This window comes from Halopelagius inordinatus (assembly GCF_900113245.1).
GTDB lineage: Archaea > Halobacteriota > Halobacteria > Halobacteriales > Haloferacaceae > Halopelagius > Halopelagius inordinatus.
This window is the reverse complement of sequence record NZ_FOOQ01000013.1, coordinates 1-12,074: the sequence shown is the minus strand read 5'-3', so window position 1 is coordinate 12,074 and position 12,074 is coordinate 1. Positions and strand designations below refer to the sequence as shown.

Sequence of the window (12,074 nt, the reverse complement as noted above, 5' to 3'; positions counted from 1 at the left end):
CGCGGCCGGTTCGACCGACGAAGCGTTCGCCCGGTCGTTCGACGACACTGAGGGCGGCGGGATGTACGACGGTCTCGCCGGCGTCTTCGACGACGCGGCCGGTTCGACCGATGAAGCGTTCGCCCGCCAGTTCGACGACACCGAGGGCGGCGGGACCGCCGACGTCATCGCCAACACGTTCTGGGGCGGTGCGGCCGGTCTCGGTGACTGGGCCGCCGGCGACGTCGACGACACCGTCCGGTCGGTCGGCAGTCTCGGTCCGATGCTCATCGCCGGTGTTCTCGGGCTGCTCGCGCTTCTCATCGCCTCGTCGAACGGAGGTGGTTCGAGTGCCTGACGACGACCCGAACCTACTATTCAAGGTAGTCGCTACGGTCGTCGTCGTCGTGATGATGGTGCCGGGTCTCATCATCGAACCCGGCCCGGTCTCGGAGATAGCCGGCATCGGCGCTCTCTCCGCCATCTGGGGTCTCGACCTCGGCGGCGGGGGTGGCGAGTGAGCCATGTCCGAGTTCATGGACCTGCTGACAATCGTCGATTCGGAGTCCGCCCTCGCCCTCCTCCTCCTCGTCCTGATGGGGGTCGACCTCTACCAGACGCGGAACACGAACTCGCAACTCGGGCGCATCCGCGGACGTCTCCGTCGCCTCGAGGACCAGTTCATCGCCGCCGACGGCGGGGACGGTGACGAGTGACCTGGCCCGCCGAAGCGGTGCCGGACGGGACGGTCCTCGCTCCGCACCACGCGACGCTCGGCCTCCTCGCCGCGCTGGTCGCTCTCCTCATCGTCTGGGACGACGACCCGGACCGAGAGCCGGTCGGCGCGTTCGCGGGCGTCCTCGTCGCCCTCGTCGGCTTCCTGCTCGTCTGGCCGGCGCATCCCGTGGTCGGCGCGGTCCTCACGCACGCGGGTGCTGTCGTCGCTCTGGTCGCTCTCCTGCGGCCGGGGTTCGGCTTCGCCCTCGGTCCGCGCGTCGTCGCGACGGTCTCCGTCCTGGTGGCACTCGACGACGTCGTCGAACACGCGTGGGCCGTGCCGACACCACTCGATTCCGGCTGGCACGTCCTCGGACCGTGGTCGTCGACGGCACTGTTCGTCGTCGCGGTCGTCGCCGCGGCCGTCGCCCTCGGGCGCTCGGGAGGTGAGAACCATGCCTAACGCATCTGCCGTCGTCGACGCCGCCCTCGCGTGGTCGGCCTCGACCGGCGTCCCGAACGCGCTGTTCCTGGTCGCCGTCCTCACGCGGCCGGCGAAGTGGACCGGGTGGGTGGTGTCGTTCGCTCGCTCTCGTCTCCCGTCGACGTCCGACGGGTCACGGTGACGCGGCCGCGGTCCTCGACGATTCTTCTCGCGACGTCTTCGAAGTGCTCCGGTGAGCGGCAGTGCCGGTCGGGTCGTCGGTGCCGTGCGTGGCGTCGGTCGGCGTCGACGGCGGCGGCCGCGTCCGGCACCCCCCGGCCGCGAGGAGGCAGGATAAGATAACTACGCCCTCGCTGACGCTCGGACTTCGGCGCGCCTGCGGCGCGCGCAAAAAATTTCGGCCCTGAGCGTCGCACGCGGCCGTCCGTGTATCTAAAAGCGGTAGTTGCGAAGGTAAAGGGTACGAAATCCTGAACGTGCTGCAACAAACCCTGAGACGGCCGTTAGCGGCACTTTAGGACAGTCGCGAAAGGCGGACGGACTCTCGGAGACGAAAATCCGGGTCGAAAAAAGGGGTGTTGAAACCGCAAGACGGCGGCCGAATTGACCAACTTTTCATCTGGAACTCGTTTCATCTGGAGGTTCTTTTTTGCACGGTATGAGAACGGGTGGAGAGAACCGGCGGGGACCGCGTCGACGACGGGGAGCTGAGGGCGAACCTGAAGGACGAGAAACACGTTCGGCAACGCTCGACGGGCGGACGTCGTCGACGGCGAGAGAACGAGAGAAAAGCAGAGAGTTGTAACTACGTACCTGAGAACCCGGACCGACGTCGCCTACCCGGTGAGATACCCGCCGCCGTCGTCCATCCAGTCGTCGAACGTCGTCTGTAGCTCCTTCCAGCGCGTCGCACGGGCGCGCCACTCGGCGTCCTCGAGACGGTCGGGCGCTTCGTCGATGGGGCGGACCGCTCCCTTGCACGGTCGCATCTCGACCTCGTCGGGGTCTGCCTCTTGGTCGTCGCCGTCACCGTCGGCGTCGGCCTCGAGCTCGTCTAGATGGTCGTGGTCGTCGCACTCGTCGGCCGGGACCTCCTCGTAGCACTCGATATCGCGAGCGGGGATACCGAGAGTGTGCGGTGCGACCTCGCGGACGGCGCGGTCGGCGCGGCGGCGGTCGTCGTCGTAGACGTCGACCTCCTTGTACTCGTTTCCGTACGCCCTCATCTGTGCAAAGTTCCCGTGGTCCGTCTCCTTGATGGACGTGTGGGACATGCAGTAGGTGACGACGCGGGCGAGTGCGTCGATGCCGTCGATGGACCGCTTCGATTTCTCGTCAGCGATTCGTTTGATAACCCAGCCGGTCTCGTCGTGGATACGGTCGGTGACGCCCTCGCCGGGGATGAACGGACTCGCGACGACGGCGTGGAAGTGCGGCCGTGGCTCGAGTTCGTGGCGCACGTCCGTCTCCCAGTCGCGTCCCTCGAACAGTCGGTTCTTCCACTCGCCGAGGTCGTCCTCGAGGTCGTCGCCGCCGGACCATCCGTGGTAGTACACGCGTCCGGCCGCGTCGAAGTGGTTCGTGAGAATGTCGCCGATGAGTTTGAACGTCTTGTCTAAGGGGTCCTGCGCCTGCAAGAACCAGTCTCTCGGCGGCGAGAAGACGACGTGGTGGTGCTTCACCGACTCGCCGCCGCGGTTCGCACTCATCATCTTCGCGGCCGCGAGGAGTTTCCCGACGTGGCCGGGCTTCGGTTCCTTTAGTTCCTCGTCGTCGGTCGTCGAACCGCCCGAGTTCTCGTAACTCGTTCCAGCGCGCTTCAGAACCCACGCGGGCGCGCACTCCGGGCACGTCGACCGGGCGCACGTCCGCGGGACCGGAATCGGCTTCCCACAGTCGTCGCAGAAGTGCGGCATGTCCTCGCGACAGTCGTCGTAGGCGTCGCCGAAACCGGGGAGAGAGTAGGACGGGAGTCGTCCGCCGGGAGTGTCGGGACCGAGGTTCTCCTTACCGCCGGCGCGCGGCTTCTCGATGCGTTCGATGATGCGCTCGGCGAGACGGCGTTTCTCGGCGTCCGGGGCGGCGTCCGGCGACGTCGTGTCGTAGACGTCTCCGAGTCCGCTCTGGGTGTGGACGTCGTCGCTCACGCGTCCACCTTCCGCGGGTCACCTGTACTTCGTAGCTCGGACGCTCGGACGAACTCGACCAACTCGTCAGCGACGCGGTAGACGTCGTGGCCGGTCGAATCCTCGTGGCCTATCTCGGCTTCCTCCGCGGCCCGATCACCGCGGGCGCGGACGTGGAACGAACACCGAGGATGCGAACAGCGGACGTGATACATCACTCGTCTACCCTCCCGGCGGAAACCCGGTGTCCCTCGTCGTCTTGGTGCTGCTTGCCCGCGGTGAGGATGTCCGTGTACTCGCCCACTTGCTCGAACTCCTTGCAGTCGCGACAGACCGCGTGCCACGTCCCGTCCGCGCTCATGCTTCGTCTCCCTCGATTTCGAGTTTGACGTCTAAGGAGAGGTCTCCGCCGCCGTTCGCGTGCAGGTCATCGTCCAGCAAATCCCTCGTTTCCGGGGGCAGATACCCGGCTTGGTCAAGGGCGGCGAAGTACAGGCGCAGTGCCCTTCTCGCGACCTCTGACTTAGAGACGGACTTGTGAGGACCGGCTCTGTAGTCCAGTTCGTTCGCTATCTGTTCGACGGCAGTTTCGTAGTGGGGAGGGACGCGAATGCCCATTCGGGCATCGTATCCTCCTCCGTGGCTGGGGGACATGGTGGTGTTCCGTTTGACTGTCTAACAGTCCAACGACAAAGTAGTTCCGGTGACTGTTCAGATTTCCGAACCCCGGTGTTTAACTGTTCAACAGTATAACGTCGTAACGTCATGAGCAAGGCTGAGAGTAGTGGACGCGACCCGTACGTCGGCGGTCGCGTCTCGGAGGAACTCAAACGGAAAGCTGAGATGCGGGCCCGGGAACGCGGGATGAATATGACCGAGCATCTCATCGACCTTCTTGAGCAAGACCTTGCCGAGAACGCCCCGTATATCGATGAACTCGAATTCGAGTGAGGTCATCCTATGCAGACGGTGTCGGCGCATTCTCTCATGGCTGGGGGACTGGGCCGGCATCGGCATTAAAGGAGTAAGTACCAGACCCACTTGAGAGCGAGCCATGGGTTCGCGGTGAAAGTAGTCAGTTTAATTGGTAACTAATTCGTAATATCTCGGAGGTAGAAGACGTGACACCGAAGAATCTTGTCGGCGGAAGTGAACGGAAGTAGTATGGGGAGAATCACCTTCAGCGCCGATGATGAACACGAGCGAATCATCGATAGCGTAAAGGCTGATATCGGTGCCGAGAGTACATCTGCCGCGGTTCGAGAGTGCGTCGAACGTGCAGAGGAGTTGCAGAAGGAGCGAGAACAGATGCAACGCCGCGTCGAGGAGCTTCAGACCGAACTCCACGACCTCCGTGACGAACGCGAGGAGATGATTCGGAAGGAGGCCCGTCTAGAGATTCTAGAGGAGGAGGTCGAGAGGCTTCGAGACGAGCGAGATGATGCCCGCGCCCGGTTGAACGAGGCCCGCGGGAAACTGAAGGTACACCACAGCGAGAAGGGGCGTCTCGAACGTCTTCGCGACTGGTGGAGGAAGTGACTCGGTACCCCTCTGATTGGAAACGCCGGCGTCAGGATATTCTTGAACGTGACGACTACGCGTGTCAGAACTGTAGACGCGGTGATGCGGAACTGCATATCCACCACATCGTTCCTATCGCGGCCGGGGGAACGCACCGACGGACGAACCTCGTCACCCTCTGTCGAGAGTGTCACCTTGCTACCCACGGGGAGATGCGTTCAGCAGCGGAGGCCATCGATTTAGACGACGACCCAGTCCAAGAGGAAGTCGAAGACCTACCCGCGCGCCCGTTCACAGAGACGACACAGGGCGTCATCATCGTCGAGGAAGGAGAGATGCAGACGCGCGACCTCACCGCCGAAGTAGAATCGCGCCGGCGCTGGCGCTCAGTACCAATCTGGGTGCGGCTGAAGTGGTGGCTGTTCGGGTGCGACGAGAACAAGTGACCCGCTACTCGGCGGCGAAGACGCGCGCGACCTCCACGGCGTCGACGTCGTCGTCCTCGAGGAGACCCTTCGCGAGGGCGGCCGCGTCGTCGAGACAGTAGTCGTGCAACTCCTGTACTCCGTCGTCGCGATAGACCTTCAGGAACCACGGGTTCATGCGTCGACGACCTCCTCGGGCGGCCGGCCGGTCGGCGGCTCACCGAGAGACCAGAACGCGGCGACGTTCACCGCCGCGAGGGACAGGCCGACACCGAGTGCGCCCGCTTGCACACCGGAGAGGAACGGGAGCATCGCGAGGACCGTCCCGACGACGTAGCCGGCGACGCTGAACAGCGTCGCGGCGAACAGGTACATCTTGAACGTGAGGACGAAGTTCAACGGTAATCACTCCCCAAGTCGAAACCGAGTTCGAAGGCGAGTCGGTGGGTGACGTAGAGGATGGTGAACCCAGCGAGACCGAGAACGGCACCGTCGACGAACGGGGAGTTGCACGCCGCCGAAAGGCACGTCATCGGTCGAACACCGCCGTCCACGGCACCTTTTGCTGACGGCTCCGGCGCTCGGGATGCTTCGCGAGGTTCCACTCGCCGTCTCCGACGTCGTTCACTATCTCGGTCACCTCGGACGGGCGCAGGCGCTTCATGTCGACGACGTCGCCGTCGACGCCCGGTTCGTCGAACAGGACGAAGACGTAGAACGCCGTCCCGCTCGCGTCCGCGTGGACGAGAGAGACGTGCTGGTCCTCCCAGAGACGGAACCGGCCGGGGTCGCCGTCGCTGTACTCGCCGCTGTACTCCTCCACCGTCGATTTCACCTCGTACTTCTCGCCGGTCGGTCCGACCGCGTCGTACCAGTCGGCCGTCTCGGTGTCGACCTCGAGGCCGAACTCGGCGGCCGCGCGGTGCGTCGCGTCCATCCCCTGCGACTCGTTCGCGTTCATCCGCTTCCGGTCGCTCATGCGAACTCCTCGGGAACCGGCGGGTAGGTCGTCCGGTCTTGGTCGCGCGTCCCCTGGATGACGGTCCACTGGTAGGGGTCATGGTTCGCGACGATGTGGTCGAAGTGATTCGTCCATCCGCGAGAGCGGAACCACGCCTGGTAGTCGTCGGAGATGGGGCCGACGTAGATGAACGTGTCACACTGCTTGCCGACGACGCCGGGGACGTCCTCGGCGGTCGGTGACTGCGACAGACAGACGCTCTTGCAGTTCGCGGCGTGGAACCCGTCGCTCTGGCCGAGTACCTTCACGAACGACGCCATCGAACCCTCGTCGCCGTAGTCGTGAATCTCGTCGTGAACAACCAGCTTGCTCATCTCGGTCGGTAGCTCGGTGACGAACGCTTTCAGGTTCGCGTGCGGCGTCGCCCAGTCCTCGGTCGGCGGGACGAAATCGAAGTGGCGCTTCCCCTCGGCCATCTTCTCGGCCATCTCGTCGACGGAGTACACGCGTTCACCGCGGACCGCGGTCGAACCCTTCGCGTTGTAGAAAACGACGAGGTCGAACGCCTGCGTCCCCCACGTCGACGCCCACCAGTTCGCGAGACCGGTCTTGCCGCCCATCTCGGTCTTCGACCCGGTGATGCCGGTGATGAGAACGTGGCCGTTGTCGGTGAAGAACCCGGGTGCGTCGCTCACGCGCCCGACACCCCCCCGATGCTCGGCGCGTCGCCGTTCGTCGAACGGTCGGCGTCCTCACCGCCGCCGGAGTCGTCGACGTCGTTGTCCTCGAGGCCGTTCACCGTGAGGTATCCGGCCGTCGCGAAGTTGATGATGGCCGGCGTTCCGTCCGAACCTCCGCTTCCGGTGAGTCGGTGGGCCACCTTCCGAACGCCGACGACGGCGTTCGCTCCGGCGGGTCCGACTCCGAGACGGTCCTGCACCTCGTCGACGGAGAGGTCGGGCTTCGTGTGCATCAGGACGTCCATCAGCCCGATTTCTTCGTCCGCCGTCGACGTACTCGAGTCGTTGTCGGTGTCGGTCGCCGCGTCGGTTGCCGCGTCGGTCGTCGCCTCGACCGCGTCGGTGGCCGCGTCCGCTGCGGCGTCGCCGACGTCCCGGTCCGCGAGGTCTCCGACTGCACGCGCGGCGGCCGCGCCCGCGTCGAAATCAGTCATCCTCGAACACCACGTTTCCGGCGGTCGCTTGGACGGCGTCCTCGACGTTCTCGTACCGGCTGTGGACCAAGCCCTCTGACCGGTCGCCGGGTTCGAACGCCTCTCGTCGCCATTCGATGTAGATGACGCCGCTCGGCATCTGAACGCCGACGGCGGTCACCGTCTCCTCGTTCGCTTCGAGTCGCGCCCGGTCGGGGTCTCGTTCGATACGGAGGCGTCGCGGGGACTCGTAGTCACTCACTGCGACCACCTCGCGAGTGCGTCGCGACGATTTCGAACGTGACGTAGTCGCCAACGTCGACGCCCTCGAGGTCGCGTAGTTCTTCGCCGATGCGTACTGCGTGGTTGCCGTTGACTTCTCTCGTGAATATCGGATTGCTCATGTGTTGAATACCTCGACGTTACCCTGTCGAAGGGAGGTTTCGTCGTCGCACACCCAGTCGAACGCCTCGAGGTCGGGCACCGCGGCGACCACCCAGTCGGGGAGGTCGTCGACTTCGTACACGCGATGCGACCCGCACTCGGGGCACTCGGGCACCGGGTCGTCGTCGACGTCGTGCTGTTCGTCCTGGTCGTCGCCCGCGTCGTCGCCGTCGACGGCGTCGGGCGTCGGGAGGTCTGCGATGCCGCCGTCCGCGCGCGCCGTCGACGGGGCCGGCGGGTCACTGTCTAAACCGCCGACCGCTTCATCGACGAGTTCGTCGACGTCCTCGGTCGGGTTCCGTTCGTCGTCGACGTCGTCGTCCTGGTCGGCCAGGTCCGCGAGGTCGGGCGCGTCCCGTGCGTCCTCGAGGGCGACCATCGGGTCGCGGTCCTCGGGGAACTGGCAGTTGTTGTTGTGTGAGACGACGCCCGCCGAGTCGTACCAGAGCCCGCAGTTCGGACACTGGCAGTCGCGCGGCGACTCTCGCTCGAACGACCCACCGCTCACAGAACCACCCCCGCGCCGAACGCGACGGCGGAACCGAACGCGTCGACGAGTCCGGGGAGGACGCCGACGTCGACGAGGACGAGTGTCGCGAACCCGGTCCTCGCGAGTTGTCGAATCGGGGCGTCACCCCTCCATGCACCCACTCCGTCAGCGATGAGAGCGACGACGAAGGCGGTTACAAGACCTATCAGAGCCATGCAAATTCATCATAACGAGAAGTACATAAATGCCTTAATCGGGTACTACCCGATATATCGGGGCTTACCCGCCTACGTCCCCCGATTACGGTGTTTTACAGTTTCACCGTTCTACTGTTAAACAACTCGTGGCACCCACTCGATTCGCCAGACGTCGTCGACGGGGGGCCCGACGGGCTGGACCTGATTATCGGGCGGGTACATCCCGGCAATCGGGTATCCCCCCGATTCGGAGGTCTAAGTCACTCTCGCGGCCATATAGAGGCGCAATGGTGCAATTCAAGATTCCGTTCGTCGATTTGACGGTCGACACTACCGACCCGTCGGGTTCGGCGATGAACTTCGGTGGTGCCGTCGCAGGGATAATCGCCCTGTTCGGTGCCACTGGCGTCGCAACGTACGTCTACAACCGAGCAAAGTCTGTCGCCGGCGTCGAAGGCGAACAGCAGATTCCGGGGGTCTAATTCATGACTCTCGAGTACACTCCCGGTCTCATCGACACGGGCAACGCGCGCCCGCTCAACGCCGACGACCTCGACGCCGAGACGCTGAAGGCCGACACCGAGGTGACGGTCTACAGCAAGGAGGTCGCGAACGACAAGCTCCTGTTCTGGGGCGCGGGCGGGAAGAACCGCCAGTCCGCGGACACGAAGTTCATGTTCGCCGACCTCGTCGCGAGCGGAGCCGGCACCGGAACCGCCGGCGACCCGATTCGCGGCGAACTCCTCGCGGCCATCACCGACTCCGACCAGAACCGCGTCCTCGAGTGGGTCTCTCTCGGCGACCTCTCCGAGCTGTCCGACGCGCGCAACGACGACCGAACCGACCGACCCGTCATGTACGCACTCGCGCCGTACGCGAAGCCGGGACGCCATATCGAACTCCGCGTTCGTGCGTCCTCGTCGAGCGACGGTGTCGAAGTAGACAACACGGAGAACCCCGGGACCGCGTCGAGCGCCCGGTTCTGGTACTCCGAGGTCTCGAACTAACGGGGGCTTCTTTCCATGCCTTCCGATTCTTCTGAACCCCGCGTGAGCCGTCGCTTCAGCGGCACGGTCAACGCGGACGACCAGGAGACAGAGACCTTCGCGGTGAAGCAGGACGCGACCATCGAACAGGTGACGGTCCGGTTCTACCAGGGACCGCGCCTTGACCTCGAAGTCTTCCCGTTCGTCGAGGACGAGGAGGGCCGGCGTCGTTCGCTCATCGAAGTGTACGGCCGCGACGCCATCGTCGGCGATAACGACATCTTCCCGTTCGCAGTCAGCGAACCGGTGCGCCGAGAGGACGTCGTCGGCGTCGAGGTGACGAACAACGACACCGAACACGCGTACGCGTACACCGTCGACGTCACGCTCGAACGGGAGGGTGGCGTCTCTCGCGGTGTTCTCAGCTACATCAAGGGGGTGTTCTGAGATGGGCGTCGAGCAGTTCAGCCAGATGGTCCGCGGGTCCGGCGGGACGCTTCGGACCGCGGCGACGGGCGTCATGGAGACGGACAACTACGCGCACGGGGACGCGTTCGACGAGGATGGGTCCGCGTATCCGTACTCCATCAACCCCGCCGAGACGATTCAGGAGTTGACCATCACTCAGGCGGGCGACGTTGACGCGGAGATCACCACGACCGGCGGCGACACCTTCGCGCTCCGACTGCACGGAGGCGTCGGCGTCTGGGACAAGTGGGAAATCGACTCGGTGACGTTCCGTGACCCGCGTGGGACGGCCGCAGCCGTCTCGGGAGCGTGGGCCGGTGAGTAACTTCTCAGTGCCGGCAGGCACCCCTGTCGCAGATAAAGAGGTTGCACGGTCGTTCCACGAATCAGGGCTGTCTGTTTCAACTGGGGTGAACACGTACAACGGCGGTGGATTCCTGTCATTCGCACCGGCGTCAAGGGCCTCTCCGATGAACTATACGGAGGATTTCGTCTCGTCGGAGTCCGCAAATTACGAGCGGGGCTTGAAGTTCACACCTGCACAGAACGACGTCGGCGTCTGGGTGACGACGTACCCGGCGGTAGAGCCTCGAATCATCCGATTACGTGACGCCTCAGACAACACTCTCCTGAAAGAGATTCAGGTGGACCCGATACCCGGACGTCGAACTACGTTTCCGGTTGTCCACAGTCTCGATTCGAGCAAATCGTACAAAATCACCGCTACGAACCCTAATGCAGAGTGGTCGCACTCAAATAGCAACTCGTCACCCACGGTGAACAATTCGTTCATCACTGTCGAAGGTGAAACTCACGGGTTAAACACGGTGTACACGAATAACACCGGTACTTTCGGAGAGATTGGGACGCTCGACCCATCCAGTTGGCCTGCAACAGGTTCGCAGACGGCGGAATTTATTCCGCCTGTCGACGTGTTCGGGTGGGACACGACTACGTTCCTAGCGACCGAGCCGGGGGGTTCGTCAGTTGAGGTGTATATAGAAGAACTCCAGTCTGGCGGATGGACTGAAATTGCGGGCCCAGTCTCTCGAGGCGCGTCAATAGAGGCAGACCCGGCGAACAACATCCGATGGCGTATCGACTACGACCGAGGGACCGAGACGGTCATGCCCTCTGTCAGGATGCTTGCGCGGAGATGGAAGCTGTGAATCAGCAACGAGGAAACTAACATGGGAATCATAATGGAAGACAGGCGGCTCGGTGACGACTCGAACACGACCTTCGACCCGACGCAGGGTGACGACGGAGGGTCGGACGGAACAATCACGCAAGACGGCGACTCCATCAACGTGGAGAACATCGACGGAGAGTTCGTCGCCTCCGAAGGTGACGGGTTCGACGTCGACGACGGCGTCGACGGCATCGACGACACCGGCGTTCACGACGACACCGGCGGCGACGACGGCGGGACGTTCACGTCCGGCGTCTCGACTCCGCAGTTCAGCGTCGAACAGTTGGACTTCGCCGGGTGGGACATTCCGTCTCCCGCGCCGTCGACGAGCGGCGGCGGCGGCGGTGGCGGGTCGTCGTCGACGGCCCTCCTCGTCGGCGCGGTCGTCGCGGTCGTCGCGGCGCTCGCGACGCTCACGGGGGGTAACTGATGGGGCGCACCGAGCGGTTCCTCGCCGGGAACTCCTCGTACAGTTCGTGGGTGACGCTCAGGGTCGGACGCGTCGACTCGGCGCTTCAGACCGGGCACGTCCTCGTCTCGATTACCACGGAACCCGCGGCCGGAAACGGGTTCTACATCGGGTCGAAGGAGGTGCGGGTCACTCGTAACGGTGGAGAGACCCAGACGTTCACCGTCTCGCCCGGTCGGAGCGAAGCGGCCGGCGCGATGGTCCCGGTTTCGCCGGGCGATTCCATCCGCGTCGAACTGGACCACGCGGACGAAACGCACTCGGTGTCGGCCTCGATACCGGGCGCGCCGTCGACGATGTCGACGGGGTCGTCCTCGAGCACGTCGACGTCAACGGGGAACCCAGTCGCTGAGTTCGTCGCGCAGTTGACGGCGATGGTCGACGACCTGTTCGCGGTCCTCGGGAGGTTGGGCTGATGGGTCTCTACGACGACATAGCCGGTGTCTTCGACGACGCGGCCGGTTCGACCGACGAAGCGTTCGCCCGGTCGTTCGACGACAC

The 12,074-nt window shown here is 64.3% G+C and carries 28 protein-coding genes and 1 pseudogene; 16 read left to right on the top strand and 13 right to left on the bottom strand.

Annotated features, from left to right (window positions below; translation table 11 throughout):
- The 5 genes from BM167_RS18705 to BM167_RS18695 form a co-directional block, all read left to right on the top strand.
- Positions 1 to 337, top strand: a 337-nt coding sequence (locus tag BM167_RS18705) for a hypothetical protein (protein ID WP_177213424.1), incomplete at its 5' end; no start/stop codon positions are given.
- Positions 330 to 500, top strand: a complete 171-nt coding sequence (locus BM167_RS18700; protein ID WP_177213423.1) for a hypothetical protein — start codon at positions 330 to 332, stop codon at positions 498 to 500. The genes BM167_RS18705 and BM167_RS18700, both read left to right, overlap by 8 nt.
- Positions 501 to 503: 3 nt before the next feature.
- On the top strand, positions 504 to 695 hold the full coding sequence (locus BM167_RS18015) for a hypothetical protein (protein ID WP_092894119.1): 192 nt from the start codon (positions 504 to 506) through the stop codon (positions 693 to 695).
- Complete coding sequence (locus BM167_RS18010) at positions 692 to 1,159, top strand: hypothetical protein (RefSeq protein WP_177213422.1); 468 nt, start codon at positions 692 to 694, stop codon at positions 1,157 to 1,159. The genes BM167_RS18015 and BM167_RS18010 overlap by 4 nt, the downstream gene beginning before the upstream one ends.
- Entirely contained in the window at positions 1,152 to 1,322 is a 171-nt protein-coding gene (locus BM167_RS18695; protein WP_177213421.1) for a hypothetical protein, read from the top strand. The genes BM167_RS18010 and BM167_RS18695 overlap by 8 nt, the downstream gene beginning before the upstream one ends.
- Before the next feature lie 655 nt (positions 1,323 to 1,977).
- Here the strand turns inward: BM167_RS18695 and BM167_RS18000 are convergent.
- Genes BM167_RS18000 through BM167_RS17990 form a run of 4 tightly spaced genes read right to left on the bottom strand, consistent with a single transcriptional unit; the run spans position 1,978 to position 3,885 of the window.
- The gene (locus tag BM167_RS18000; RefSeq protein ID WP_092894117.1) at positions 1,978 to 3,288 is read right to left on the bottom strand and encodes a hypothetical protein; all 1,311 of its coding nucleotides are present in this window, start codon (positions 3,286 to 3,288) and stop codon (positions 1,978 to 1,980) included.
- Positions 3,285 to 3,485, bottom strand: coding sequence for a hypothetical protein (locus BM167_RS17995; RefSeq protein ID WP_143095548.1), 201 nt, complete (start codon positions 3,483 to 3,485; stop codon positions 3,285 to 3,287). Before BM167_RS17995 ends, BM167_RS18000 begins: the two co-directional genes overlap by 4 nt.
- Positions 3,482 to 3,628: a hypothetical protein gene (locus tag BM167_RS18690; RefSeq protein WP_177213420.1), complete on the bottom strand. Its 147-nt coding sequence runs from the start codon at positions 3,626 to 3,628 to the stop codon at positions 3,482 to 3,484. The genes BM167_RS17995 and BM167_RS18690 overlap by 4 nt, the downstream gene beginning before the upstream one ends.
- Positions 3,625 to 3,885, bottom strand: coding sequence for a hypothetical protein (locus BM167_RS17990; protein ID WP_092894115.1), 261 nt, complete (start codon positions 3,883 to 3,885; stop codon positions 3,625 to 3,627). Before BM167_RS17990 ends, BM167_RS18690 begins: the two co-directional genes overlap by 4 nt.
- Positions 3,886 to 4,032: 147 nt before the next feature.
- On the opposite strand from BM167_RS17990, the gene BM167_RS17985 reads away from it, so the two are divergent.
- The 4 genes and pseudogenes from BM167_RS17985 (at position 4,033) to BM167_RS18845 (ending at position 5,234) form a co-directional block, all read left to right on the top strand.
- Complete coding sequence (locus BM167_RS17985; protein WP_092894114.1) at positions 4,033 to 4,218, top strand: hypothetical protein; 186 nt, start codon at positions 4,033 to 4,035, stop codon at positions 4,216 to 4,218.
- A 213-nt stretch (positions 4,219 to 4,431) separates the two neighbouring features.
- The gene (locus BM167_RS17980) at positions 4,432 to 4,806 is read left to right on the top strand and encodes a hypothetical protein (protein WP_092894113.1); all 375 of its coding nucleotides are present in this window, start codon (positions 4,432 to 4,434) and stop codon (positions 4,804 to 4,806) included.
- Positions 4,794 to 4,982 (top strand): annotated as a pseudogene (locus BM167_RS18990) (HNH endonuclease); the annotation flags it as partial. The gene BM167_RS17980 and the pseudogene BM167_RS18990, both read left to right, overlap by 13 nt.
- Before the next feature lie 18 nt (positions 4,983 to 5,000).
- Positions 5,001 to 5,234, top strand: coding sequence for a hypothetical protein (locus tag BM167_RS18845; RefSeq protein WP_245781414.1), 234 nt, complete (start codon positions 5,001 to 5,003; stop codon positions 5,232 to 5,234).
- Positions 5,235 to 5,238: 4 nt separating this feature from the next.
- Here the strand turns inward: BM167_RS18845 and BM167_RS18685 are convergent, their stop codons facing one another.
- The 9 genes from BM167_RS18685 to BM167_RS17940 form a co-directional block, all read right to left on the bottom strand.
- Entirely contained in the window at positions 5,239 to 5,391 is a 153-nt protein-coding gene (locus BM167_RS18685; RefSeq protein ID WP_177213419.1) for a hypothetical protein, read from the bottom strand.
- A complete protein-coding gene (locus BM167_RS17970) occupies positions 5,388 to 5,612 on the bottom strand; it encodes a hypothetical protein (protein WP_092894112.1) in 225 nt (74 codons plus the stop codon). The genes BM167_RS18685 and BM167_RS17970 overlap by 4 nt, the downstream gene beginning before the upstream one ends.
- Complete coding sequence (locus tag BM167_RS18680; protein WP_177213418.1) at positions 5,609 to 5,746, bottom strand: hypothetical protein; 138 nt, start codon at positions 5,744 to 5,746, stop codon at positions 5,609 to 5,611. The genes BM167_RS17970 and BM167_RS18680 overlap by 4 nt, the downstream gene beginning before the upstream one ends.
- Entirely contained in the window at positions 5,743 to 6,192 is a 450-nt protein-coding gene (locus tag BM167_RS17965; RefSeq protein WP_092894111.1) for a PD-(D/E)XK family putative nuclease, read from the bottom strand. The genes BM167_RS18680 and BM167_RS17965 overlap by 4 nt, the downstream gene beginning before the upstream one ends.
- The gene (locus BM167_RS17960; protein WP_092894110.1) at positions 6,189 to 6,869 is read right to left on the bottom strand and encodes a hypothetical protein; all 681 of its coding nucleotides are present in this window, start codon (positions 6,867 to 6,869) and stop codon (positions 6,189 to 6,191) included. The genes BM167_RS17965 and BM167_RS17960 overlap by 4 nt, the downstream gene beginning before the upstream one ends.
- Positions 6,866 to 7,348 (bottom strand): hypothetical protein, encoded by a 483-nt coding sequence (locus tag BM167_RS17955; protein ID WP_092894109.1) that lies wholly within the window; start codon positions 7,346 to 7,348, stop codon positions 6,866 to 6,868. Before BM167_RS17955 ends, BM167_RS17960 begins: the two co-directional genes overlap by 4 nt.
- Complete coding sequence (locus BM167_RS17950) at positions 7,341 to 7,589, bottom strand: hypothetical protein (protein ID WP_092894108.1); 249 nt, start codon at positions 7,587 to 7,589, stop codon at positions 7,341 to 7,343. Before BM167_RS17950 ends, BM167_RS17955 begins: the two co-directional genes overlap by 8 nt.
- Positions 7,590 to 7,727: 138 nt before the next feature.
- Positions 7,728 to 8,279, bottom strand: coding sequence for a hypothetical protein (locus tag BM167_RS17945; RefSeq protein WP_092894107.1), 552 nt, complete (start codon positions 8,277 to 8,279; stop codon positions 7,728 to 7,730).
- Positions 8,276 to 8,476: a hypothetical protein gene (locus BM167_RS17940; protein WP_092894106.1), complete on the bottom strand. Its 201-nt coding sequence runs from the start codon at positions 8,474 to 8,476 to the stop codon at positions 8,276 to 8,278. Before BM167_RS17940 ends, BM167_RS17945 begins: the two co-directional genes overlap by 4 nt.
- A gap of 269 nt (positions 8,477 to 8,745) precedes the next feature.
- Between BM167_RS17940 and BM167_RS17935 the strand changes: the two genes are divergently transcribed.
- Genes BM167_RS17935 through BM167_RS17905 form a run of 7 tightly spaced genes read left to right on the top strand, consistent with a single transcriptional unit; the run spans position 8,746 to position 11,989 of the window.
- On the top strand, positions 8,746 to 8,940 hold the full coding sequence (locus BM167_RS17935) for a hypothetical protein (protein ID WP_092894105.1): 195 nt from the start codon (positions 8,746 to 8,748) through the stop codon (positions 8,938 to 8,940).
- A 3-nt stretch (positions 8,941 to 8,943) separates the two neighbouring features.
- Positions 8,944 to 9,465 (top strand): hypothetical protein, encoded by a 522-nt coding sequence (locus tag BM167_RS17930; RefSeq protein ID WP_177213417.1) that lies wholly within the window; start codon positions 8,944 to 8,946, stop codon positions 9,463 to 9,465.
- Between the two features lie 42 nt (positions 9,466 to 9,507).
- Positions 9,508 to 9,891: a hypothetical protein gene (locus tag BM167_RS17925; RefSeq protein ID WP_092894104.1), complete on the top strand. Its 384-nt coding sequence runs from the start codon at positions 9,508 to 9,510 to the stop codon at positions 9,889 to 9,891.
- Between the two features lies 1 nt (position 9,892).
- The gene (locus BM167_RS17920; protein WP_092894103.1) at positions 9,893 to 10,237 is read left to right on the top strand and encodes a hypothetical protein; all 345 of its coding nucleotides are present in this window, start codon (positions 9,893 to 9,895) and stop codon (positions 10,235 to 10,237) included.
- Positions 10,230 to 11,081: a hypothetical protein gene (locus BM167_RS17915; RefSeq protein WP_143095547.1), complete on the top strand. Its 852-nt coding sequence runs from the start codon at positions 10,230 to 10,232 to the stop codon at positions 11,079 to 11,081. The genes BM167_RS17920 and BM167_RS17915 overlap by 8 nt, the downstream gene beginning before the upstream one ends.
- Positions 11,082 to 11,102: 21 nt before the next feature.
- The gene (locus BM167_RS18675; RefSeq protein ID WP_092894101.1) at positions 11,103 to 11,534 is read left to right on the top strand and encodes a hypothetical protein; all 432 of its coding nucleotides are present in this window, start codon (positions 11,103 to 11,105) and stop codon (positions 11,532 to 11,534) included.
- Complete coding sequence (locus BM167_RS17905) at positions 11,534 to 11,989, top strand: hypothetical protein (RefSeq protein WP_092894100.1); 456 nt, start codon at positions 11,534 to 11,536, stop codon at positions 11,987 to 11,989. Before BM167_RS18675 ends, BM167_RS17905 begins: the two co-directional genes overlap by 1 nt.
- Positions 11,990 to 12,074: the final 85 nt, after the last annotated feature.